We start from the raw sequence: 22,863 nt of genomic DNA, 5'->3' as shown, positions 1-22,863 counted from the left end.
CCCTCACACAGTATGCCGCATACACTGTGTGTCACACACTATATGACGTCTGGAGAGTGATGCGTGGGCGAGGGTGAGCTGTTTGAGGCGATGCGGCTGGAGCTGCGGCGGGGGTCGCTGGTGCTGGCGGTTCTGGCGCGGCTGCGGAGCGAGCAATACGGCTATTCGCTGCGCGTGGCGCTGGGCCAGGACGGGGTCGAGATGGAAGAGAGCACCCTGTATCCGCTGCTGCGGCGGCTGGAGACCCAGGGCCTGCTGACCAGCGAATGGCGCGAGGAGGACCGGCGCAAGAAGCGGTTCTACCGGCTGTCGCCGCTGGGCGAGACCATGCTGGCGCGGCTGGCGGCGGAATGGCGGGGCATCTCGGCCTCGCTGGAGCGGATGCTGTGATCGGCGCGAATTTCAATCAATCTGCCAATCAATCGGGAAGTGGAGGGCGGGGCATGACCCTGACGGAGAAATATCTGAAGGCGGTGGCGGCGCAGCTGCCGGCGGCCGGGCGCGAGGACGTGATCGCCGAGCTGCGCGACGCCCTGATGAGCCGCATGGAGGACCGGGAGGCCGAACTGGGCCGGCCCCTGACCGAGGCGGAGGAGGAGGCGGTGCTGCGCGAGATGGGGCACCCGCTGGCGGTGGCCGCGCGCTTCGGCGCCGGGCCGCACCATGTGGTGGGGCCTGAGCTGTATCCCTGGTGGCTGTTCGGGGTGAAGACGGCGCTGACGGTGCTGCTGGTGATCACGGTGATCGGGGCGGTGGTGCGGATGCTGGTGGGCGAGGTGGAGGCGGCCCAGGCCTTCGGCCAGGCGATCCACGGCCTGCTCTGGAGCGGCATGATGATCGTGGGCTTCGCCACCGTGGCGGGCTTCATCATCGAGCGCATGAAGGACAAGCCCGCCTTCCTGACCGAATGGCGGGCGCGGGACCTGGGCCTGTTCGAGATGGGGGTGTTCTCCAGCGCCTGGGCGGCCAAGGCGGCCGACATGGTGGGCGGGGAGCGGGCCGACGGGATCAAGGACCCGGGCGCGTCGCGTGGCCAATCGTGGGGCCGGTGGGACGGTCAGGCGGCAGGCATGTCGCCGACGGCGGGGGCGGTGGCCTCCGGGGTGGCGTGGGGCGTGTTCGTGCTGTGGTGGACCGGGGTGATCGGGCAAGAGATCCGGCCGGGCGTGATCGGCGGCGAGCTGATGGTGGACGGGGTCGACTGGGGCCTGCTGCTGAACGAGACCATCGCGTGGGTCTGGTGGCCGCTGCTGGCCTTCGGCGCGGCGCGGGCGGCGTTCCACCTGATGCGGGCGGCAATGGGGGCGCCGGTGCGGTTCACGGCGTTCGGGGATGTGGCGTTCAGCGCGGCGAGCCTGGGCTTCATCGGCTGGTTCTGGCTGTATTCGCCCATGGCGTCGGTAATCGCGACGGACAACGTGTGGGCGCTGGAAGACCGGGTGCGGGCCGCGTGGGAGACGGGCGAACCGATGGCGCCGGTGATCCTGATGCTGATCACCATCGTGGTGTTCATCGCCGAGGTGTTCACCCTGCTGGGGGCGGCGGGGCGGTTCGTGACCGGGCGCGACGGGCGCAGACACGCCGGGTGACCGGGGCCGAAAACCGCCAGACGGCGGGGGCGGGCCGGGCCAGGGTGGCGGCTTGAACGGGAGATGATCATGAGCCAGTCCGACCGCGCCGCCGCCTTTCGCCGCCTGCATGAGGATGGGCTGCTGATCCTGCCCAACGCCTGGGACGCGGGCACGGCGCGGCTGATGGCGAGCCTGGGGGCGAAGGCCGTGGCCACCACCAGCGCGGGCGTGGCCTGGGCGCACGGATGGCCGGACGGAGACGTGCTGCCGGCGGCGCGGCTGGTGGAGACGGCGCGGGCCGTGGCCGGGGCGGTGGGCGTGCCGGTCAGCATCGACATCGAAGGCGGCTACGGGGACGACCCGGCGGCGGTGGCCGGAACGGCGCGGGCGGTGTGGGACGCGGGCGCCGTGGGCATCAACATCGAGGACGGCGGCGGGGCGGCCGAGGCGCTGGCGGAGAAGATCGCGGCGATCCGGGCGGCGTGCGGGCCGGGGCTGTTCATCAATGCGCGGTGCGACGTCTGGCTGAGAGGCCTTGGCGGGCTGGACGAGGGTCTGGCGCGGGCGGCGCTGTACCGGGCGGCGGGGGCGGACGGGTTCTTCGCACCCGGACTGGCGGAGGCGGAGACCATCCGGGCGCTGGCGGCGGGGATCCACATGCCGTTGAACCTGATGGCGGTTCCGGGCCTGCCGGAGGCGGCGGCGCTGACGGCGCTGGGGGTGCGGCGGCTGAGCGCCGGGGCGGCGATCAGCGCGGCGGCCATGGGGCTGGTGCGGGACCGGGCGCGGGACTTCCTGGCCACCGGCGACGCCGCGCCGCTGGGGCAGGGCGCCATGGGCTGGGCCGAGCTGAACGGGATCATGGCGCGGACCTGAAGGCGGGGGCATGAGGCCGACCCTGTCGCCGGGTTTGATTTTCGCGCGGGCGGCGGGCATCACAGACGCTGACAAACGGGGAGACTAGCGATGCGCGGCCTGGGATCGGTGATTGTTCTGGTGGTGATCGGGGTGGTCATCCTGACCGCCTTCCTGGTGGGGTGGCCGCGCTACAATGTCTATCGCCAGGAGATGGCCGGCCGGGCCGCCTACGCCCAGGCCGAGCAGGACCGGCGCATCCGGGTGCTGGAGGCGCAGGCGGCGCTGGATTCGGCGCAGCTGACGGCCCAGGCCGAGATCGCGCGGGCGCGGGGCACCAACGAGGCCAACCGCATCATGGCCGACAGCCTGGGCGGGCCCGAGAACTATCTGCGCTGGTCCTACATCAACATGCTGCAGGAGACCGCCGGGCGGGGCGACCGTCAGGTGATCTACATCCCCACCGAGGCGGGCATGCCGATCCTGGAGGCCGGGCGCCGGGCGCAGTGAAGCCTTGCTCCCGCCGTGATCGGGCGGTCTGACTGGTCCCATGAGTGATGTGTTGCGCGATGTCTTCGTCACCGGGACGGGCGCGGTCCTGCCCGGTGAGCGGGTCGGAAACGACCGCATGGAGGACTTCATCGGCCGGGTCGGCGGGCGGCCGTCGGCGGTGGGGCGCCGGGCCTTGCGCTGGAACGGCATCGAGGGGCGGCACTACGCCCTGACGCCGGACGGCGCGCCGCTGCACTCCAACGCCTCCATGTGCGCGGGGGCGGTGCAGGCCGCGCTGGACGACGCCGGGCTGGGGATTTCCGACCTGCAGCATCTTGGCGCGGCGACGACGCAGGGGGATTATCTGGTTCCGGGCCACGCCAGCGCGGTGCAGGCGGAGCTGGGCGCGGCGGCGCTGGAGGCGGTCAGCTATCAGTCGGTGTGCGCCAGCGCCCTGATGGCGGCCAAGGGCGCCTGGCTGACCGTGCGGGCGGGGGAGGCGGACGTGGCCGCCGCCTGCGCCGGGGAGTTCTCGTCGCGCTGGTTCCGGCCGGAATTCTATGAGGGCACGGCCCTGACCGACGGGCGCGGGCGGGTGCGGATGGAGGCGGACTTCCTGCGCTTCACCCTGTCGGACGGGGCGGGGGCGGTGGTGATGGAGCCCCGGCCGAGGCCCGGCGGGCGCAGCCTGAAGGTGCGCTGGATCGACATGACGTCGCTGGCCGGACGGTTCGACCCGTGCATGTGGGCGGGCTCGACCTTCGCCGACCGCGCGGACCTGAAGAGCGCCTGGAGCCACGCAGGCCCGACGGCGGCCCATGCCGCCGGGGCCATGGCCCTGCTGCAGGACTTCGACCTGCTGAAGATCGTGATCCGGGCATGGATCGGGGTGTGGCTGGCCAAGGTGGACGCGGGGCGAATCGCGCCGGATCAGGTGGACCACCTGCTGTGCCACTATTCCGCGCGGTCGCTGCGGGCCGAGATCGTGGGGCTGCTGGAGAATACGGCGGCCATGATCCCGGAGGAGAAATGGTTCACCACCCTGCCGGAGAGCGGCAATGTGGGCTCGGCCTCCATCTGGGTGATGCTGGACGCGTTTCTGAAGTCGGGGCGCGGCAGGCCGGGCGAGACGGTGCTGTGCATCGTGCCGGAGAGCGGCCGGGCGATGATCGGATTCATGCTGCTGGAGATCGTGTGATGGCGGACCAGGTCCAGGACACCCTGCGCAAGCTGGCGGTGGTGTTCGCCGATTTCGAGCAGCGGCTGGAGGCGACGCCCCTGATCCGCAAGCTGACGCGGGGGCGGTTCGAGACGGCGGACTATCACGCCTTCCTGATCAATCTGCGCCAGCAGGTGAAGGACGGGTCGCTGTGGATGAGCCGGGCGGCGTCCAGCATCGATGAGGCGCATCTGGAGCTGCGCTCCACCCTGATGAAGCATGCGGTGACCGAGCACCGGGATTTCCGCCTGCTGGAGCAGGATTTCGTGGCGGCGGGCGGGGCGCTGGAGGCCATTCAGGGCGCGCCGAAAAATGTGGGCTCGGAGGCCCTGTCGGCCTGGATGTTCCATGAGGCGTCCAAGCCCAACCCCTTCGGCCTGCTGGGGGCCATGTTCATCATCGAGGGGCTGGGGTCCGTCAAGGCGGCGCCGTGGGGGCGGATGGTCAAGGCGCGGCTGGACCTGCCCGAGGACGCGGTGCGGTTCCTGCTGTATCACGGGGAGAACGACGCCGAGCACATGGAGGAGTTCCGCGAGATGCTGGAGATGGTGCTGCCGGACGCCGAGACAGCCGAACGCATCGTCATGTGCGCGCGGGTGACGGCGCGGCTGTATGCGCTGCAGATCGAGGAGATCGCGGCGTGAGCCTGTCGGACGGCGTCGCCGTGGAGCGGGGGCGGGCGCGGCCCGATCCGTTCGATCCGGCCGGGTACGACCCGAAGGATCCGGATCCCTGGATGGCGCTGTATCTGGACCAGAGCCTGCCCATCGACGACGGCGCCAAGCGGGCGCTGCTGATGGGCGCGCGGTCGTGGTCGCGGCGCTGGCTGTTCCCGGTGAGCCGGCCGCTGGTGCTGCTGTTCTTCTGCGTGGTGAAGGTGTTGCGGGCCCTATCGCCGCGCTTTCCGAACCTGAACGGGCTGCTGCACAAGACCATCCATTGGGGCCTGCGGGTGTTCGGGACGCCGGAGACCAACACCCTGATCCTGAGGCATTTCCACATCGGCACGGAGCTGCTGGCCTTCATGCGGGCCAATGCCGGGCCAGTGACGGTGTCGAGCCATCCGTTGCGGCCGACGCGGCTGAAGGACATCGAGGACAATCTGTTCCTTCAGCACGACCTGAACGTCTTCAACTTCATCATCGAGCTGAACGCGGCGCTGAGGGACCAGGGACGCGAGCTGACGCCGCCGGAGCGGGTGGACTTCTCCATGATCTCGGACGAGTTCCCGGCGTTCGAGGCGTTTCCGAAAGGGCCGCTGAATTTCGTGGACGTGCAGACGGCGGTGGAGTTCTACACGCCGCTGTATGCGCTGATGCTGCCGCGCCGGGACTTCGTGCGGGCGGCCCACTCGCTGCAGCTGGACGAGACGGTGGCCATCTATATCGCCCGCATCCTGGGCACGGACTATCACCTGGCCTTCATCAAGAACGGACACCCCATGGTGTCCCTGTCGACCCTGCAGGCGGGGTTCCGGCTGATGATGCACGGGCTGGACTGCGAGGCGCTGCACGGCTGGCTGAGGCTGCTGAAGGCGCGCCAGGCGGCAGGCCTGCCGCTGGACCCGCGCAACCCGACGGCGGCGAGGCCGACGGCCTGAATCCCGGATCAGCACGGCGGAAAGATCAGACGGCGACGCCGAACAGGCGGCCGATCCCTGCGGTGACCGCCATGGCCAAGGCGCCCCAGAAGACGACCCGGACGACGGATCGCCCGACGGGCGCGCCACCTGCCTTTGCGCCCAGCGCCCCGAGGACGGCGAGGCCCGCCAGAGCGGAGCCGGCCACCCAGATCGCCAGTCCGGCCATGGGCGCCAGGGCGGCCACGATCAGGGGGAGGGCGGCGCCGGCCGAGAAGGTCAGGGCCGAGGTCACCGCCGCCTGAATGGGCCGCGCCGTGGTGATCTCGGATATGCCCAGCTCGTCCCGGGCGTGGGCGCCGAGGGCGTCGTGAGCGGTCATCTGACGCGCCACCTCGGCCGCCAGATCGGGGGCGACGCCCCTCGCCACATAGATGCCCGCCAGTTCGCGCAGTTCCGCCTCCGGCTGGCCGGACAGTTCGGACGCCTCGCGGGCCAGATCGGCCCGTTCGGTGTCAGACTGGGAGCTGACGGAGACGTACTCCCCGGCGGCCATGGACATGGCTCCCGCCACCAGTCCGGCGACGCCCGCAATGAGGATGCTTCCATGACTGGCGGCGGCCGCCGCCACGCCGACCACGAGGCTGGCGGTGGAGACCAAACCGTCATTGGCGCCGAGCACGGCGGCGCGAAGCCAGCCAATGCGATCCACCCGATGGGCTTCCCTGTGCGTCATGGCGACGGCTCCTGACGATTTCTGACGCTCACAGAACGTCGGTTCGGCGTTCATATTCAGTTCATGCGAGCCAAGACCACCTTCACAGCACGCCGCGCGCGCCGTGGCTACGAGAGAGGGCCGGGTAAATGCCAAGTCTGACGAAGAAGAGGGTGCGTGGGCTGGCCATCTCAGCGGCGGCCGCGGTGGGGGTGTCGGGATGCGTCACGGATCTGGCGTTCATGGAAGGCCTGGCCATGGCCATGGACGGCATCGCGGCGGAGACCGCCTACATGGCCGAGGATGCGCGCTGCTACCGCCATCTGTCCAGCAGCGGGGAATGGGTGACCCTCTGTCCGCTGCCTTACGGGCAGGTGGCGCCGCCGCCGCGTGTGCGTCCGCCCCACCATGATCGCGACCGGGGACGGGACCGGGGCGGGCATCGGGATCGGCGCGACGGGAAGCGCGGGTCCGGCTGGTGACGGCGCTCGGGAAGGCATGACATGATCGGGCTGATGGCGGCGCTGGCGATGATGGGGGCTCAACCGGCGCCGATGGGCGGCGCGTGTGTGCAGTCGCTTTGGCAGCGCTATGGGGAGCGGCGCGTGGCGGAGCTGTGCGCGGGGGTGAACAGCAACCTCTGCTACGGGACCGCGGCGCAGTACGTGACCTTCGAACGCGCCGCCGACGTTTGCCGCCATGTTCAGGGGGAGGCGTGTTTCCGCGCCGCCGCGACATACTACACCCTGCAGCGCTCGGCGGATCTGTGCCGCCATGTGCATGAGGCGTGCTTCGTGGTCGCCTATCAATCCGTGACGCTGCACGGCGCCGCGCAGCGATGCCGGATGGCCGTTCCGGGGCGGCCTGCGGGGAACTCCTGATCCGGCGAGGGATTGAAACAGGATCGCGGACCAGGCGGGGGCCATGACGATTCTGAGTTTCCAACCCTATTGCGGACCGGCGCCACAGCCGGGGGCCGTGTGGGCTGCGTGGAACCTGGACCCGGTGCTGATCGGGGCGCTGGTCGCGCTTGCCGTGGTCTGGGGCATGACCTGGGGGCGCGGCGCGTCGACGCGTGAGCGCCTTGTGTTCGGGGCCGGGTGGAGCCTGTTCTTCATCGCCTTCGTGTCGCCGCTGTGCGCCCTGACCTCGGCCCTGTTCGCGGCGCGGGTGGGGCACCATGTGGCGGTGATGACTCTGGCGGCGGGGCTGCTGGTGCTGGCGGCGCCCCGCGCGCGGCTCAAGCGCCTGTTCGGCGGGCGGAGCCTGCTGTGGAGCGCCACGGCGGCGCAGGCGGTGCTGTTGTGGTTCTGGCATGCGCCGGCGGCCTATGGCTGGTCCCTGACCGGGGACGCCCAGTACTGGATCATGCAGGCGAGCCTGATCGGGGCGGCGCTGATGTTCTGGCGCGGGGTGCGGCTGGCGCCCATACAGCACGGCCTGCTGGCCCTGATCGCCACCATGGTCCAGATGGGCGCGCTGGGGGCCCTGATCACCTTCGCAAGCGAGCCGATGTATGCGCCCCACTTCGCCACCACCCTGGCCTGGGGCCTGACTCCGCTGGAGGACCAGCAGGCGGGCGGGCTGATCATGTGGGCCCCGGCGGCGGGCGCCTATCTGGCGGCGGCGCTGATCCTGCTGATGCGGCGGGTGGGCTTCGGCGAGGCCGGCGCGGGCGAGCGGATCGCATGATCACGCGGCTGAGGGCCTGGGCGGACACCCACACGTCCGAGGGGCGCTGGACGCCCGTGGCCATCACTTTCCACTGGACCATGGCGGCGCTGGTGATGTTCCAGCTGGTGTGGGGCTGGTGGATGTCGGGCATCCCCGTCGGCGGCGACAAGGTGGCCGCCTTCCAACTGCATGCGGACGCGGGCATCCTGATCCTGCTGCTGGCGGTGCTGAGGGCCATCTGGCGGCTGCTGATTCCCGGTCCGGTGAACGACGCGGACAAGCCGGGCTGGGAGAGCAAGGTGTCCCGGGTGACGCACTTCCTGTTCTACATCTTCATCGTGGGGCTGCCCCTGTCGGGGTGGCTGATGCTGTCGACGGTGGCGCCGGAGATTCCGCTGCGCATCGGCGGGTTGGTGCCGGTGCCGGGCCTGCCGCTGGGGGAGCTGTCCCGGGAGGCGGCGTGGAACCTGATGTGGGCCGCCGAGCGCCTCCACTTCTTCATGGTCTGGGGCATCACCTTCCTGATCATGGGCCACGTGGCGGCGGCCCTGAAGCACTATGTGTTCGACAAGGACAATGTGCTGCCCGGCATGCTGCCGGTGGTGGAGGAGCTGGAGGGCGAACCCATCGAGATCATTCCGGGGACGGATGAGGAAGAGACGCCGCGTAAGCGGATACCGCCTCGATCTGGCGGTCGCTGAGCGGACGGGCGACGGCGCCCATGGCGTCCAGGGGATCATTCCGACGGTCGCGGTTTTTCCACAGGCGCAGCTGGGCCGCCAGATAGGCGGGGGGCTGGCCGGTGAGCTGGGGGTTGGCCGAACCGACGCCCTGGCCGTCGGCGCCGTGGCACGCGGCGCAGGTGGCGACGACCTGGCCGGGCAGACCCTGATGATAGATCGGGCGGCCCTCGGCGATCAGGGCGGCGCGGGCCGGCACGGCGGGCGCGGCGGCGCGGGCCGGCATGCGGGCGTAGTATCGGGCCACGCGCGCCCGGTCCGCGTCGGAGAGCCTGCGGGCGATGGGCGACATCTGATCGTGCGGGCGAAGGCCGGCGCCGTAGTCATTCAATTGCTTGAGCATATAGCCCTCGTCCAGACCGGCGAGGCGGGGTGTTTCGACGCCGTCGCCCTCGCCGTCGATCCCGTGGCAGGTGAGGCAGGCGGCGGCCGGTCCGGCCTGACCGCCCGACAGGGCGATGACCTCGCCGGTGGCGATGAAGGGGTCCTCATAGTCCGACGCGCCCGGCGCGCAGGCGGCCAGGGTCGTCGCGGCGATCAGGGCGGAGAGGCGGCGATACGGCATCGCTTGGCGAACGCGGCGTCGGGGCGGGGGTTCCTGAAATCCCTGCGGCATCGGGAGAGGGGTTCGGCGGAACCGTTGCAGCCAAGCTGGGTTAGGTCTGGATGAGCCGAACGGGGGCGAGAAGCATGATCCTGACGACGCTGGCGCTGGCGGCGTGTTCGGGCGCGGTCGACAGCCCGGCGCGGTCCGTGCCGTCGGGCGACCCGGAGCACGGGCTGGAAGTCATGAGCCGGGTCGGGTGCGGATCCTGTCACGCGATTCCCGGGATCGACTGGCCCGAAGGCCGGGTGGGTCCGTCCCTGGACGGACTGGGCCGCAGGGCCCTGATCGGCTCGGGCCTGCCGAACCGGCCCGAGACCCTGATCCCCTATCTGGTGGACGCGCCGTCCGTGGACGAAGGCTCGCCCATGCCGCCCATGCCCATCAGCGAGGAGGAGGCCCGTGATATCGCCGCCTATCTCTATGGCCTCTAAACCTTTTGCAGGATGGCCGCCGCCGGTGCTGAGCCCGGCGGGTCCTTTCGCCGAGCCGCTGACCACCCTGTCGTGGGGCGTGATGTTCATGGGCGCCGCCGTGCTGGCGGTGGTGATCGTGGCGCTGGTCGGGGCGCTGGCGGGGCGATCCGGGCTGAAGGCGCGGCTGGGCGATCAACGATTGATCTGGTTCGGCGGGCTGGCGTTTCCGGTGGTGGTGCTGAGCGCGCTGCTGATCTGGGGCTTGTCGCTGACCTCCTCCCTGAGCGGGGAGCCGGAGCCGGGCGAAATGCGGGTGCGCGTGACCGGCGAAATGTGGTGGTGGCGGGTGGCCTATCTGGACGGGGAGGGCGGCGGACCGGGCATCCAGTCGGCCAATGAGGTGCGCATCCCCGTGGGCGAGCCGGTGACCTTCGAACTGGAGTCCGCCGATGTGATCCACAGCTTCTGGATTCCGCGGCTGGGCCCCAAGCTGGACATGATCCCCGGCAGAAGAAATATTCTTAGACTTCAAGCGGATGAAGCCGGAACTTACGGCGGGCAATGCGCTGAGTACTGCGGCGGGCCGCACGCCCTGATGGGGCTGGTGGTGGTGGCCATGCCGAGGGATGAATTCGACGCCTGGATGGCGGGACAGGCCCGGGCGGCTGCGGCGCCGACGGACGCCCTGGCGGCCCAGGGGCTGGCGGTGTTCCAGGACAACGGCTGCGGCGCCTGTCACGTGGTGCGCGGCGCGCCCGAGGCCACCGGACTGGCCGGTCCGGACCTGACCCATGTGGGGAGCCGGCGGACGATCGGGGCGGGAATCCTGCCCAACAACCGCGGCACGCTGGCGGGATGGATTGCCGACAGCCAGGGCATAAAGCCGGGCAATCGCATGCCGTCCTACACCACCCTGTCGGGCGATGAACTGCAGGCCGTGGCCGCGTATCTGGACGGGCTGGAATGACATCCGAGACCGGGTTCGACCCGAAACTCTATGACCGGTTTCCGACGCAGGAGGCCCGGCCCGACGGCGAGCTGAAGGCGCTGGAGGAGGTCTGGTGCGGGCCCAAGGGCTGGGGCTGGTTCACCGCGATCAACAACAGCTATGTGGGCATCCTGTTTGTCGGGGCCGCCTTCCTGTTCTTCGTGCTGGCGGGGATTCTGGCGCTGGTGATGCGCACCCAGCTGGCCGTGCCCGACGCCGGGTTCGTGGGCGTGGACACCTACAACCAGCTGTTCACCATGCACGGCACGGTGATGATGTTCCTGTTCGCCGTGCCCATGGTGGAGGCCATGGCGGTGCTGTTGCTGCCCCAGATGCTGGGGGCGCGCGACCTGCCGTTTCCGCGGCTGGGGGCGTACGCCCTGTGGTCCTATGTGGTGGGCGGGCTGATCTTCTTCAGCTCGATCTTCTTCAGCCTGGCGCCGGACGGGGGGTGGTTCATGTACCCGCCCCTGACCAACAAGGCCTTCTCGCCGGGGATCAACACCGACTTCTGGCTGCTGGGCATCGGCTTCATCGAGATCTCGGCCATCGCCGGGGCCATCGAGATCGTGGTGGGGGTGATGCGCACGCGGGCCCCGGGCATGACCCTGGCGCGGCTGCCGATCTTCGCCTGGGCCATGCTGATCTTCGCGGTGATGATCCTGATCGCCTTCCCCTCGGTGATCCTGGCCACCACCCTGATGGAGATGGAGCGGATGTTCGACTGGCCGTTCTTCGACGCGGCCAGGGGCGGGGATCCGATGCTGTGGCAGCACCTGTTCTGGTTCTTCGGCCACCCGGAGGTCTACATCATCTTCCTGCCGGCGGCGGGGGCCATGTCGACCATGATCCCGGTGGTGGCCCGTAACCGGCTGGTGGGGCATCCCCTCGTGGTCATGGCCATGCTGGCCACCGGCTTCATCAGCTTCGGGGTGTGGTCGCACCACATGTTCACCACGGGCATGCCCACCATGTCGGTGGGCTTCTTCTCGGCCGCCTCCATGGCCGTCAGCATTCCGGCGGGCGTGCAGGTGTTCTCGTGGATCGCCACCATGGCGGCGGGGCGGATGAAATTCTCGGCCCCCGGCCTGTTCATCATCGGCGGGCTGCTGATCTTCGTGATGGGCGGGCTGACCGGGGTGATGGTGGCCATGGTCCCGTTCGACTGGGTGGTGCACGACACCTACTTCATCGTGGCGCACCTGCACTATGTGCTGATCGGCGGAATGGTGTTCCCGATCTTCGCGGCCATCTATTTCTGGACCCCGGTGGTCAGCCGGCGGGCCCTGTCGGAACGGCTGGGCAAGACCGCCTTCTGGCTGATGTTCACCGGCATGCATGTGACCTTCCTGCCCATGCACCTGACCGGGATGATGGGCATGCCCCGGCGGGTCTTCACCTTCCTGCCGGACCGGGGGCTGGATCTGGTCAACCTGATCTCGACCGTGGGAGCGTTCATCTTCGCCCTGGGCGTGCTGGTGGTGATCATCGACATGGTCAGGAATTTCCGGCCATCGCTGGGGCAGAACGCAGGCAATGTGCATGACGCGCCGGGGCTGGAGTGGCTGCCGTCGGGGACCTATTCCCTGCGCTCGATCCCGGTGGTGAAGAGCCTGTATCCCCTGTGGGACCAGCCGGAGCTGAACCGGACCGTGCCGGAGGGGCGCTGGTTCCTGCCGGGCACGGTGACCGGTGAGCGCGAGACCCTGATCACCAGCCCCCTGAACGCCGAGCCGCAGTACATGGCGCGCATCCCCCGGCCGTCGCCCTGGCATTTCTGGGCGGCGCTGTTCACGGCCGCCTTCTTCATGCTGCTGGTGCCCGGCGCCTATTACGCGGCGGCGGTCGCAGGCGTGGCGGGCGTGTTCTGCATGATGGGCTGGGCCTGGAAGCTGGACGAGCCCCTGGCGGAGGAGACGGTGGACATCGGCGGGGGTATCCGCGTGCCCACCTACGCCTCGGGGACCCTGAGCCACGGGTGGTGGGCCATGGTGTGCCTGCTGTTCGTGTCCGGGATGATCGCGGCCATGAGCATGTTCTCCTACGTCTTCCTGTGGAGCCGGGGCGCGGAGATGTGGATCGCGCCGCCGCCCATGTGGAGCCTGATCGCGGTGGCGGGCGGCTACGCAGGGGTCATCGCCCTGATGCTGGGGGTCCGCAAGGTGGTGCGGATGGACCGGCCTCGCGCGGGCATGATCGCCACCGGCATGGTGGTGGTGGCCAGCGTGCTCATGGCCGCCAGCTGGTGGACCGACTGGTCCACATGGAGCGCGGCGGGGCTGGACCCCACCCGCAGCGGGCAGGGGGCGTCGGTGTTCGCCTTCCTCGGCTGGCAGGGGTTCTATGTGATCATCTGCGGCCTGATGGCGCTCTACATCTTCCTGCGCTGGATCCGGGGGCGGGTGCATCACGCGCACGCCACCAGCTTTGACGTGATCGCCCTGTTCTATGTGTTCATCGCCTCGATGGCCGGACTGGCGGTCCTGCTGACGCGGCTGTTCCCGGGCGCGGTCCTGTGAAGCGCTGGGCCTACATGCTGGGCGGGCTGATCGTTTGGACGGTCCATTTCCTGGGCGTCTACGGCATCGCCAGCGTGGCCGACGTGGCGGCCCACGCGAGCCATCCCCTGTCGCGTGCGACGGTGGGCGTGTTCACCCTGGTCTGCCTGATCGCGGCGGGCTGGCTGACGGTGGACGCGGGGCGGCGCTGGCGACGCGGCGGCGATGAAATGGCGGGCTTCGCCAACGCCATCGCCGCCACGGGCGGGGCGGTCTCGGCGGTCTCGATCCTGTGGCAGGGGCTGCCGGCGGTGGTGGGGTGATCCAATCCCCCGCTCACCCCGGAGGGGGGCGGGGCTGTGGCAAGCGTTCGTCGGGGGTGAGCGGGGGGGAACCATCGGGCTCGCTCCTGATTGTCCGGTGACCCCATCAGAAGGAGCCGGACATGGATCGCACAGAGCAATTCGAGCGTGAGGGCGACAAGGCCGCAGAGCAGGGGCGCGGGATTCAGGCGCCGATCGATGCGAAGGAGGCGAAGGCCTCGGGCGGCGACGGCGGCGAAAAGGCCATGCAGGCCGGCGCGCGCGACTACCCGGTCCCGCCCTTCCCCAAGCAGCATCAGAAGAAGCCGGGCGAAGAGCACCGGCTGGACCCTGCGCCCATGTATGACGCGCCGTTCTGGAAGGGCTCTGGCAAGCTGGAGGGCTTCGCGGCCCTGATCACCGGGGCTGACAGCGGCATCGGCCGGGCGGTGGCGGTGCTGTTCGCCCGGGAGGGCGCGGACATCGTCATCTGCCATCTGGACGAGGAGCGCGACGCCGGGGAGACGAAGAAGGCGGTGGAGGCCGAGGGCAAGCGGGCCATCGTGCTGGCCGGGGATGTGGCCGATCCGGCGTTCGCGAAGATGGCGGTGGACGAGACCCTGAAGGCGTTCGGGCGGCTGGACGTGCTGGTGAACAATGCGGCGTTCCAGCAGCATGTGCCGGACTTCGCCGACATCACGGCCGAGCAGTTCGACCGGACCATGAAAACCAATCTGTACGGCTATTTCCACCTGGCCCAGGCGGCGGTTCCGCACATGAAGCCGGGCGGGTCGATCATCATGACCGGCTCGGTCACCGGGATCACGGGCAACGAGATGCTGCTGGACTATTCCCTGACCAAGGGCGGCATCCACGCCTTCGCCCGGTCGCTGGGCACGCACCTGGCGCTGAAGGGCATTCGCGTGAACGTGGTGGCGCCGGGGCCGGTGTGGACGCCCCTGAACCCGGCGGACCGGGACGCGGAGGGCGTCAGCGAATTCGGGTCGGGCACGGTCATGGGCCGTCCCGCCCAGCCGGAGGAGATCGCCCCGGCGTTCGTGTTCTTCGCCTCGCCCCAGTGCTCCAGCTACATCACCGGCGAGGTGCTGCCGATCATCGGGGGATACTGAGGGGGTGAGGATTAAAACCGGGCTTGAGGCCCCCCTCCACCATCCTTCGGATGGTCCCCCTCCCCCGATGGGGGAGGATAAGGAACCAGCGCTGGCGTGGCGTGTTCGCCTATGAGGCGGACGAAGGGGTTTCCACATGTTTGGACGGGACAGACTGGGCGCGGGCGACTGGGCGGTGATGGCGCTCGGGGTGCTGTTCGGCTTGATCGGGGTAGTGCTGACCATCGGCGGCGGCTGGCTGATCGCGGTGGGCGGCAGCTGGTATTATCTGTTGGCGGGACTGGGCCTGATCGCGACCGGGGCGCTGCTGTTCGTGCGGCGGATGGAGGCCTTCTGGCTGTATCTGCTGGTCTTCGTCCTGACGGTGATCTGGGCCCTGTTCGAGGTCGGGCTGAACGGCTGGGCCCTGGTGCCGCGCGTGTTCGCCCCGTTTGTCCTGCTGTTGCTGGTCATTGCGGCGATCCCGGTTCTGGCGCCCGCACGCAATCGCTGGGTCACGCCGTGGAGCGGGCGGGTCAGCGGCAAGCCCCTGATGCTGGCCGGGTTCGGCGGCGCGGCGGTGTTCGCCCTGATCGCGGGCGTGGCGGTGGCGGCGGCCAACCGGCCCGATCCCGCGGGGCCGATGCCCGAGGCGGGGTTCGGCGCGCCTGATCCGGCCAATCCGCTGCAGGTGGGCGCCGACTGGCCCGCCTATGGCGGCACCTATGGCGCCCAGCGATATTCGCCCCTGACCCAGATCAACCGCGACAATGTGGGCGATCTGGAGCGGGTGTGGGAGTTCAACACCGGCGACATTCCCGAGAAGTTCGGCGCCGAGACCACGCCCCTGAAGGTGGGGGACACCCTCTATCTGTGCTCGGCCATGAACCGGCTGATCGCGCTGGACGCGGCGTCGGGGCTGGAGAAGTGGTCATACGATCCCGGGGTGACCGAGGATTCCGTGCCCTACACCGCCGCCTGCCGGGGCGTGGTCTATTACGCCGAGCCGGAGGCGACCCCGGCCAGCGCGACGGCGCCCACGGCGGCGCCGGTCGCCGCGGCGACCGTAGCCTCCACCGAGGCGGCGGCCCGGCCGTGCGCGGCGCGCATCATCGAAGGCACCCTGGACGGACGCCTGATCGCCGTGGATGCGCGCACAGGTGTTCCCTGCGCCGACTTCGGCATGGGCGGCCAGGTGGACATCAAGCAGGGCATGGGAGAGGTGATCCCCGGCATGGTGTCGATCACCTCGCCGCCGGTGGTGGTGCAGGGCGTCATCGTCACCGGGCACCAGGTGCTGGACGGCCAGTACCGCGCCGCGCCCTCGGGGGTGATCCAGGGCTTTGACGTCATCACCGGCGAGCTGCGCTGGGCCTGGGACATGGGCCGGCCGGGCGAGACCGGCCTGCCGCCGGAGGGCGAGACCTACACCCTGGGCACGCCCAACATGTGGACCATCGCCACCGGGGACGAGGAGCTGGGGCTGGTCTATCTGCCCATGGGCAACTCGGCGGGCGACTATTACAGCAGCGACCGCGCCCCGTATGAGAACGAATACGCCACGGCTCTGGTGGCCATCGATGTGAACACCGGCCAGCCTGCGTGGCATTTCCAGACGGTCTATATGGATGTGTGGGACTATGACCTGGGCAGCCAGGCGACCTTGATAGACTTTCCCACGTCGGGCGGGGTGCTTCCGGCCATCGTCCTGCCGTCCAAGCAGGGGGACATCTATGTGCTGGACCGGCGCACGGGTCAGCCCCTGACGCCGGTGGAGGAGCGTCCCGCGCCCCAGGGCGGAGTGGAGCCTGACCAGCGCACCGCCACCCAGCCATTCAGCCTGTTCCACACCCTGGCCAAGCCGGACCTGACCGAGCGGGACATGTGGGGCATGTCGCCCATTGACCAGATGATCTGCCGCATCCAGTACCGCCAGGCGTCCTATGAGGGCATCTACACCCCGCCGACGGCGGACCGGCGCTGGATCCAGTATCCGGGCTATAACGGCGGCTCGGACTGGGGGGGGATCGCCATTGACCCGTACCGGGGCGTGATCATCGCCAACTACAACGACACGCCCAACTACAACCGTCTGGTGCCGCGCGAGGAGGCCAGCGAGCGGGGCTGGTTCCCGCGCGGCGATCCACGCAACGCCGAGACCAATCCGCGCGGCGGCAATCTGAGCGCCGAGGGGGCGGGCGATCCGCAGTGGGGCCTGCCCTATGCGATCGACGTCAACGCCGGCTGGCGCATGCCCTTCACCAATCTGCTGTGCAAGCAGCCGCCCTACGGGGGCATCCGGGCCATCGACCTGCGGACCGGGCGCACCATCTGGGACCGGGTGTTCGGCACGGCGCGCAAGAACGGGCCGTTCAACATCCCGTCCATGATGCCCATCAACATCGGCACGCCCAACAACGGCGGTTCGGTGATCACCGCCTCGGGCCTGATCTTCATCGCGGCGGCCACCGATGACCTGATCCGGGCCATCGACATCGAGACCGGCGAAACCGTGTGGCAGGACGCCCTGCCGGCGGGCGGCCAGTCCAATCCGATGATCTATGAGCAGGGCGGACGGCAGTATCTGGTCATCATGACCGGCGGGCATCACTTCATGGAGACGAAGGCCGGGGATCAGGTGATCGCCTATGCGCTGCCGGACCGCCGGGTCGGCTGAGGCGGGGAACAAACCCCACGAGGCGGGGAGGAGAAGTCCGAAAACCGCGAGACAGGATCGCCGTGCCGGCGCATCCTGCGCGGCATGGAACTGGATCAGGACGCCTGTTATCGCGCCATCGTCGCCCGGGACGCCCGGTTCGACGGGAAGATCTTCGGCGGGGTGAAGACGACGGGGATCTATTGCCGCCCCATCTGTCCGGCGCGCACGCCGAAGCGGGAGAACATCCGCTTCTACCGTTCCGCGGCGGAGGCGGAGGGCGCGGGATTCCGGCCCTGTCTGAGATGCCGCCCCGAGACGGCGCCGGACATGGGCGCGTGGCGGGGCACCTCCAACACCGTCAGCCGGGGCCTAGCCCTGATCGAGGCGGGCGCGCTGGATGACGGCGACGTGGAGGCCCTGGCCGGACGGCTGGGGGTGGGCGAGCGCCAGTTGCGCCGTCTGTTCCGCCAGCATCTGGGCGCCGCGCCGGTCAGCGTGGCCCAGACGCGGCGGGTGCTGCTGGCCAAGCAGCTGATCCAGGAGACGCGCATGCCCATGGCCGAGGTCGCCATGGCGGCGGGCTTCGGCAGCGTCCGGCGGTTCAACGAGACCTTCCAGCGCCTGTACCGCCGTCCGCCCTCGGCCCTGCGGCGCGGCACGGCGCCCGATGCGGCGCCGGGGGAGGGGGTGCGGCTGATGCTGGCGTATCGGCCGCCCTATGACTGGGACGGGATCATCGCGGCCCTGACGGCGCGGGCCGAGCCGCTGGAGCGGGTCGAGGACGGACGCTGGATGCGCCAGCTCGAGGGCGGCGGGGCGGTGACGGTGGAGCCGGCGAGTGGCGACCGGCTGGCGGTGCAGGTGTCGATTCCGGACATCACGGGACTGCCCGGGGTGCTGGCGCGGGTGCGGCGGGTGTTCGACCTGACCGCCGATCCGGCCATGATCGGCGCGCATCTGTCGGCCGATCCGGCGCTGGCGCCGCTGGTGCGCCGACGGCCCGGGCTGCGGCTGGTCGGCGACTGGCATGTGGAGGACCCGGGCGCCCTGATGAGCGACCGGCTGGATGACGGAGATGAGCGGATCGCGGCCCGGGCCGAAGGCTGGCGGCCGTGGCGGGCCTATGGCGCGGCGCACCTGAAGGCCGGGGGCCTGGGCGTGGCGGCCTTGATCGAACAGGAGACGAGAGATGACGAAGCGGCCTGAGACCTTTCAACTGGACCGGATCGCCACGCCGCTGGGCGAGGTGCTGGTGGTGTTTGACGGGGAGGGCGTGGTGCGCGCCTTCGACTTCGCCGACTATGAAGCGCGCATGCGGCGGCTGCTGCGGTTGCACTATGGGACGGTGATCCTTGAGGCGGGGGCGGCGCCGGCAGGGGTGCGCGAAGCGGTGCTGGACTATTTCGGGGGCGAGGTGGAGGCGCTGAAGCGCATTCCCTGGACCACCGGCGGGACGACCTTCCAGCGGCGGGTGTGGGCGGCCCTGACGGAGATTCCGGCCGGGCGCACCGAGACCTACGGCCAGTTGGCGGCGCGGATCGGCGCGCCCACGGCGGTGCGCGCCGTGGGGCTGGCCAACGGGGCCAACCCTGTGGGCGTCATCGTCCCCTGCCACCGGGTGGTGGGGTCATCGGGCAAGCTGACCGGCTATGCCGGGGGTCTGGGGCGCAAGAAGTGGCTTCTGGAGCATGAAGGCGCCCTCAAGCCAGACGCACCAACTCGTTTGCTTTAGTCGGGTTCGCCCTGGCTCCGGGACACGGCGGCGCCGGCGGCTCCGCCCACGGCGGCGCCCACAGGACCGGCCACGACCGCGCCGGTGATGGCGCCGGTGGCGGCGCGCTGCTCCATGGTGGCGCCGCAGGCGGCCAGACCGGCCAGGCCGGCGGACAGGATCAGAACTTGAGTGAGACGACGCATGGCTATTCTCCAGCTTAACCGTTGACTAACGCTGTCGCCGCAGCCCGGGTTCCAGCCGCAGCGTCGTCGCAAGATGTTCCTATGCCGCGCTGCAATGCAATGACTATTTGAGCGCCGGGGTTGTGCTTTTCTCCATTTGGTTCGATCCAATCAAGATCCTTGTGAGATAAGCCAATACGATAGAGGCAAGATGAGTAGCGATAATCATGCCCTGTGAGGCGCTGATCATCTTGCCTGTGTTGCCCTGGTGCGACGAATTGCTGCGCTTCAAGCGACGATTGCGAATCGTCCACATTGACGCCATATTCCGGTGGCTTAAGCGCGGCCTCGCCAGTCACGGGAAGTTGACTGACGGACCCGCCCCTGCGTAACCGGCGCCGATCTTGCGTCGAGGGGGCAGACTGCCTGGGGGCGCAATCCTGCCCCTGTCACTCAGGACTGCATCCTTGTCGAATTCCTCACGGAAGCCCACGACCGCGCCCAATTTTCCGCCCGCCATCCCTGCGCCGCAGATGCGCCCGGTGACGGCGGCCGCCGCCCTGGGCGGTCTGGTGGGCCTGGCCATCGGCTGCGCCTACCTGGGTGGAACCGTCGCCAAGGCGACCACCACGCGCGTGCAGGCCGAGCGGATCGCGGGCGCCACCGCCGTGGGATTCACCGAAGAAGCCCTGTCGGCCGCGGCGGGGGGACTGGACGCCAGCGCCCTGACCATCGCGCGACGGCACGACCCCTACACCGTGGCCGGTTCGGCCCAGCGTGACCGCCAATCCGAAATGCTCACCGCCCGGCTGGAAAGCCTGCGCGCCACTTCCAGCACCGATGCGGGTCTTCGCCGCGTCAGCATGACCGGGCCCGCGGCCCAGCCGTTCCGGCTGGCGGGCGCCCTGGACGCGTCGCGCGATCTCGAGTGCCTGACCCAGGCCGTCTATTACGAAGCGCGCGGCGAAGGCCGGGCCGGCATGCAGGCCGTGGCCCAGGTGGTTCTCAACCGCGCCCGCCACGGGGCCTTCCCCAACAGCGTCTGCGGCGTGGTCTATCAGGGCGCGAACCGCTCGACCGGCTGCCAGTTCAGCTTCACCTGCAACGGCGCCATGCGCCGCGGGGTGAACCAGTCGGCCTGGCGCCGGGCCCACGACGTAGCCTCGTCCGCCCTGTCGGGTCAGGTCTACGGCGCTGTCGGCAACGCCACCCATTTCCACACCACCGCCGTGTCCCCGAGCTGGCGTCACTCGCTGGTGCCGGTCGGGCAGGTGGGCAGCCACCTGTTCTATCGCTTCGGCGGTCGCAACGGCTCGTCGGGCGCCTTCACCTATGCGGCGCGCCCTTCCACCGCGTCCGACACCCAGGTGATCCAGGCCAGCCTGGACCCGTCAGAGACGGTCCGTCAGGCGGGCAATGCGGTGGCCTATACGGTGCTGTGGGCGCAGGAAAGCATGGCCGAGCGGGAGACGCGCCCGGCCGCCGAGCCCGCGACACAGGAAACTCCCGCCGCGCCGCGCGCCCAGACTCGCTCGCAGGCGGCTCCGGCGACGACCGCCGAGGCGGAGGCCGCAGCCTAATCCGTCGGCTGGGGCGCGGTCCCCAGCGAGGCGGGTGGGGCGTTGAGACGGCTTCCGCCGAAATCGTCCGGTTCGTCGGGCGTCTGCGGCCGTGACATGCTTATGCTGCCGTCCGTGTTGTTAAAGACCTTCTCCTCCAAGGGCGGGGAGTCAGCCTGATCGATGGCGGGGCCGGGCTGGCGATTTTTGCGCTTGAACATGACCTGAAAACCGGCGGCGGGGCCGTCCGGTTCCAGAGCGGCGTTCACCCGGCGTCGAGGCCACGTTCAGCGCCGCGCCGGGCGTGGCCGGTCAGAGATTCGTCGATGGCGTAGATCCGGACATCACCAGCACCGCGTCGAAGCCGTGGACCAGCCGCGACAGCTCGGTCCCTGCGGCGGTGAGGCGGTGGCCGGGGATCAACGGTCGCAACGGCCTGAGGTCGATCAGGGTCCAGGCGTCCGGCAGGGCCTGATCGAGGATCGGCTCCAGCCCCTCGCCATAAGCGCCGCCCGGGCCGGGGCGGTAGGACCAGACGGTCGGGTCGAAGTTCGCGACCTGCGATCCGGCGCCAGGCAGCACCAGCAGGTGGTAGCTCTCGCCGCCCACCGTCGCGGCGATCTCGGGGGCCAGGGTTCCGATGTCGAAGACCGCAGTCGGGCTGAGGCCACGGACCATGTGTCCTGCGCCGAACTTGAACATGACGCGCGGGGCGCGGCCCTCGGCCCGTTCCGCCTGCCAGTAACGGATCAGGTTGGCGCGGTTGAAGCGGGCGCGGCGGGCGTTGGACTCATAGCCGCGCTGGGCCACCCACAGGCGGTTGATTTCGAGGGTCTCCTCAAGGGTGTCGAGGATCCAGCCGCTGTGCGGGTCGACACCCGGCCAGCCATCGCGGACCGCGCGCACCAGCGCCGGATCTCCGCCGAAGCTGAAGATGTGCTGCGGGCTGCCGGTCTCGGCGTAGCGGGCCCAGGACCCGGCCGAGGCCGCGGCCAGGGTCGCCAAAGCGGCGGCGGCGGCGGGCGGCTTGGGCGCCTCCTCCAGACGGGCGATCAGTCGGCGGTCGGCGCCGACCTCGTAGTCCAGGCCCCACAGAACCGGCCGGCCGGCGGGCGCGACCCGCCGGACGTCGGCCAGCAGGGCGGCCTCCTCCGCCATGCCGAAGAAAGCGACCTGGGCGCCCGGATCGGCGAACAGAGCGCGCAGACCGTCGACGCCGCCCTCCGCCGCAGCATCCAGTTCGGCGGCCATGGGCGGCGAGACCTCGATGGCGAGCTTCTCGTAGCCCGTCGGGGCGAGGGCCGCGTAGAGCGCCGCAGCCAGTTTCGGGTTCTCGGCGATGCCGTGGGCCTCGCCCAGCAGGAAGAACTGCGCCTGTCGCCCCTGATCGAGCAGCAGATCCCACGCCGGGCCCGAGAAGCGCACGCCGTCATGGTCGAGGCGGTGACGGGCGGCGCGGGCGGCCTCGGCGAGGCGGTCCTCCAGCGCCGGCTGGGCGGCGGGCGTCCGGGCGCGAACGGACGAGGCGGCCAATGCGGCGGCGGTGGAGCCCAGCATGGCGCGGCGATGGATGGACATGGTTTCACCCTCCCTGAATGATCATTGTTATGCAGGAGGAGGCGTGCGGGGCAAATGGATGCGCCGACGGGGATTAATTCGCCGTCAGGGCTCAGGCGGTGTCGAGGCCGATATCGAGAGAGGGCGCCGAGTGGGTCAGGGCGCCCACGGAGATCACGTCCACGCCGGTCTCGGCGATGGCGCGCACGGTCTGAAGGCTCACCCCGCCCGACGCCTCCAGCACAACCTGACCTTTCACCCGCGTGACGGCGGCGCGCAGGTCGGCGAGGCTGAAATTGTCCAGCATGACCACGTCGGGCCGTTCGGCCAGGGCCTCGTCCAGCTGGTCCAGGCCGTCCACCTCCACCTCGATCTTCATCAGGTGCCCGGCGCGGGCCCGGGCGCGTCGGATAGCTTCGCCCACCCCGCC

The 22,863-nt window shown here is 70.0% G+C and carries 26 protein-coding genes and 1 pseudogene; 20 read left to right on the top strand and 7 right to left on the bottom strand.

Annotated features, from left to right (window positions below):
- The first annotated feature begins 90 nt into the window (after window positions 1-90).
- From C0461_RS08145 to C0461_RS08115, 7 genes are all read left to right on the top strand, one after another.
- Window positions 91-390, top strand: coding sequence for a helix-turn-helix transcriptional regulator (locus C0461_RS08145; protein WP_292105611.1), 300 nt, complete (start codon window positions 91-93; stop codon window positions 388-390).
- Window positions 391-443: 53 nt separating this feature from the next.
- Complete coding sequence (locus tag C0461_RS08140) at window positions 444-1,589, top strand: hypothetical protein (RefSeq protein WP_292105608.1); 1,146 nt, start codon at window positions 444-446, stop codon at window positions 1,587-1,589.
- A 69-nt stretch (window positions 1,590-1,658) separates the two neighbouring features.
- Complete coding sequence (locus C0461_RS08135; protein ID WP_292105607.1) at window positions 1,659-2,447, top strand: isocitrate lyase/phosphoenolpyruvate mutase family protein; 789 nt, start codon at window positions 1,659-1,661, stop codon at window positions 2,445-2,447.
- 90 nt (window positions 2,448-2,537) lie between these two features.
- Window positions 2,538-2,936: a hypothetical protein gene (locus tag C0461_RS08130; protein WP_292105605.1), complete on the top strand. Its 399-nt coding sequence runs from the start codon at window positions 2,538-2,540 to the stop codon at window positions 2,934-2,936.
- Between the two features lie 40 nt (window positions 2,937-2,976).
- Window positions 2,977-4,116: a 3-oxoacyl-[acyl-carrier-protein] synthase III C-terminal domain-containing protein gene (locus tag C0461_RS08125; RefSeq protein ID WP_292105602.1), complete on the top strand. Its 1,140-nt coding sequence runs from the start codon at window positions 2,977-2,979 to the stop codon at window positions 4,114-4,116.
- Window positions 4,116-4,781, top strand: a complete 666-nt coding sequence (locus tag C0461_RS08120; RefSeq protein ID WP_292105597.1) for an iron-containing redox enzyme family protein — start codon at window positions 4,116-4,118, stop codon at window positions 4,779-4,781. Before C0461_RS08125 ends, C0461_RS08120 begins: the two co-directional genes overlap by 1 nt.
- Window positions 4,778-5,737, top strand: a complete 960-nt coding sequence (locus tag C0461_RS08115; protein ID WP_292105596.1) for a hypothetical protein — start codon at window positions 4,778-4,780, stop codon at window positions 5,735-5,737. Before C0461_RS08120 ends, C0461_RS08115 begins: the two co-directional genes overlap by 4 nt.
- Before the next feature lie 25 nt (window positions 5,738-5,762).
- Here the strand turns inward: C0461_RS08115 and C0461_RS08110 are convergent, their stop codons facing one another.
- A complete protein-coding gene (locus C0461_RS08110; protein ID WP_292105594.1) occupies window positions 5,763-6,452 on the bottom strand; it encodes a VIT family protein in 690 nt (229 codons plus the stop codon).
- A 152-nt stretch (window positions 6,453-6,604) separates the two neighbouring features.
- Here C0461_RS08110 and C0461_RS08105 point away from each other — a divergent pair, with 152 nt between their 5' ends.
- The 4 genes from C0461_RS08105 to C0461_RS08090 are packed head-to-tail and all read left to right on the top strand — an operon-like array spanning window position 6,605 to window position 8,806.
- Entirely contained in the window at window positions 6,605-6,913 is a 309-nt protein-coding gene (locus C0461_RS08105) for a hypothetical protein (RefSeq protein WP_292105593.1), read from the top strand.
- 21 nt (window positions 6,914-6,934) lie between these two features.
- Entirely contained in the window at window positions 6,935-7,312 is a 378-nt protein-coding gene (locus tag C0461_RS08100) for a hypothetical protein (RefSeq protein ID WP_292105590.1), read from the top strand.
- Window positions 7,313-7,355: 43 nt separating this feature from the next.
- Window positions 7,356-8,123, top strand: a complete 768-nt coding sequence (locus C0461_RS08095) for a cytochrome c oxidase assembly protein (RefSeq protein ID WP_292105587.1) — start codon at window positions 7,356-7,358, stop codon at window positions 8,121-8,123.
- Window positions 8,120-8,806 carry a cytochrome b gene (locus tag C0461_RS08090; protein WP_292105582.1) on the top strand — a complete coding sequence of 229 codons (687 nt, stop codon included), beginning with the start codon at window positions 8,120-8,122 and terminating at the stop codon, window positions 8,804-8,806. Before C0461_RS08095 ends, C0461_RS08090 begins: the two co-directional genes overlap by 4 nt.
- On the opposite strand, the gene C0461_RS08085 is transcribed toward C0461_RS08090, so the two are convergent.
- Window positions 8,739-9,410 carry a c-type cytochrome gene (locus C0461_RS08085; protein WP_292105580.1) on the bottom strand — a complete coding sequence of 224 codons (672 nt, stop codon included), beginning with the start codon at window positions 9,408-9,410 and terminating at the stop codon, window positions 8,739-8,741. The two genes, C0461_RS08090 and C0461_RS08085, sit on opposite strands and share 68 nt — an antisense overlap.
- A 125-nt stretch (window positions 9,411-9,535) precedes the next feature.
- Here C0461_RS08085 and C0461_RS08080 point away from each other — a divergent pair, with 125 nt between their 5' ends.
- From C0461_RS08080 to C0461_RS08045, 8 genes are all read left to right on the top strand, one after another.
- Window positions 9,536-9,883, top strand: a complete 348-nt coding sequence (locus tag C0461_RS08080; RefSeq protein WP_292105579.1) for a c-type cytochrome — start codon at window positions 9,536-9,538, stop codon at window positions 9,881-9,883.
- A gap of 25 nt (window positions 9,884-9,908) precedes the next feature.
- Window positions 9,909-10,832, top strand: a complete 924-nt coding sequence (gene coxB / locus C0461_RS08075) for a cytochrome c oxidase subunit II (protein WP_292105577.1) — start codon at window positions 9,909-9,911, stop codon at window positions 10,830-10,832.
- A complete protein-coding gene (locus C0461_RS08070; protein ID WP_292105575.1) occupies window positions 10,829-13,372 on the top strand; it encodes a cbb3-type cytochrome c oxidase subunit I in 2,544 nt (847 codons plus the stop codon). The genes coxB and C0461_RS08070 overlap by 4 nt, the downstream gene beginning before the upstream one ends.
- Window positions 13,369-13,674 (top strand): hypothetical protein, encoded by a 306-nt coding sequence (locus C0461_RS08065; RefSeq protein WP_292105574.1) that lies wholly within the window; start codon window positions 13,369-13,371, stop codon window positions 13,672-13,674. Before C0461_RS08070 ends, C0461_RS08065 begins: the two co-directional genes overlap by 4 nt.
- A gap of 122 nt (window positions 13,675-13,796) precedes the next feature.
- Entirely contained in the window at window positions 13,797-14,783 is a 987-nt protein-coding gene (locus C0461_RS08060) for an SDR family oxidoreductase (RefSeq protein WP_292105572.1), read from the top strand.
- 136 nt (window positions 14,784-14,919) lie between these two features.
- Complete coding sequence (locus C0461_RS08055) at window positions 14,920-17,439, top strand: membrane-bound PQQ-dependent dehydrogenase, glucose/quinate/shikimate family (RefSeq protein ID WP_292105570.1); 2,520 nt, start codon at window positions 14,920-14,922, stop codon at window positions 17,437-17,439.
- Window positions 17,440-17,523: 84 nt separating this feature from the next.
- Entirely contained in the window at window positions 17,524-18,627 is a 1,104-nt protein-coding gene (locus tag C0461_RS08050; RefSeq protein WP_292105568.1) for an Ada metal-binding domain-containing protein, read from the top strand.
- Window positions 18,611-19,153 (top strand): methylated-DNA--[protein]-cysteine S-methyltransferase, encoded by a 543-nt coding sequence (locus tag C0461_RS08045; protein ID WP_292105567.1) that lies wholly within the window; start codon window positions 18,611-18,613, stop codon window positions 19,151-19,153. The genes C0461_RS08050 and C0461_RS08045 overlap by 17 nt, the downstream gene beginning before the upstream one ends.
- Here the strand turns inward: C0461_RS08045 and C0461_RS08040 are convergent.
- Both C0461_RS08040 and C0461_RS08035 read right to left on the bottom strand, forming a co-directional pair.
- Entirely contained in the window at window positions 19,150-19,338 is a 189-nt protein-coding gene (locus C0461_RS08040) for a hypothetical protein (RefSeq protein ID WP_292105564.1), read from the bottom strand. The two genes, C0461_RS08045 and C0461_RS08040, sit on opposite strands and share 4 nt — an antisense overlap.
- 14 nt (window positions 19,339-19,352) lie before the next feature.
- On the bottom strand, window positions 19,353-19,676 hold the full coding sequence (locus tag C0461_RS08035) for a hypothetical protein (RefSeq protein ID WP_292105561.1): 324 nt from the start codon (window positions 19,674-19,676) through the stop codon (window positions 19,353-19,355).
- A 108-nt stretch (window positions 19,677-19,784) separates the two neighbouring features.
- Here C0461_RS08035 and C0461_RS08030 point away from each other — a divergent pair, with 108 nt between their 5' ends.
- Complete coding sequence (locus C0461_RS08030) at window positions 19,785-20,897, top strand: cell wall hydrolase (protein WP_292105558.1); 1,113 nt, start codon at window positions 19,785-19,787, stop codon at window positions 20,895-20,897.
- Here the strand turns inward: C0461_RS08030 and C0461_RS08025 are convergent.
- The 3 genes and pseudogenes from C0461_RS08025 to C0461_RS08015 all read right to left on the bottom strand — a co-directional run.
- A complete protein-coding gene (locus C0461_RS08025; protein ID WP_292105555.1) occupies window positions 20,894-21,145 on the bottom strand; it encodes a hypothetical protein in 252 nt (83 codons plus the stop codon). The genes C0461_RS08030 and C0461_RS08025 overlap by 4 nt on opposite strands.
- A 43-nt stretch (window positions 21,146-21,188) precedes the next feature.
- Window positions 21,189-22,454: a hypothetical protein gene (locus tag C0461_RS08020; protein ID WP_292105553.1), complete on the bottom strand. Its 1,266-nt coding sequence runs from the start codon at window positions 22,452-22,454 to the stop codon at window positions 21,189-21,191.
- 91 nt (window positions 22,455-22,545) lie between these two features.
- Window positions 22,546-22,863 (bottom strand): annotated as a pseudogene (locus C0461_RS08015) (nicotinate-nucleotide diphosphorylase (carboxylating)); the annotation flags it as partial.

The organism is Brevundimonas sp., assembly GCF_013823285.1.
Taxonomy (GTDB): domain Bacteria; phylum Pseudomonadota; class Alphaproteobacteria; order Caulobacterales; family Caulobacteraceae; genus Brevundimonas.
Note: the sequence above shows the minus strand (reverse complement) of the source record. Positions and strands in the feature narration are given on the sequence as shown.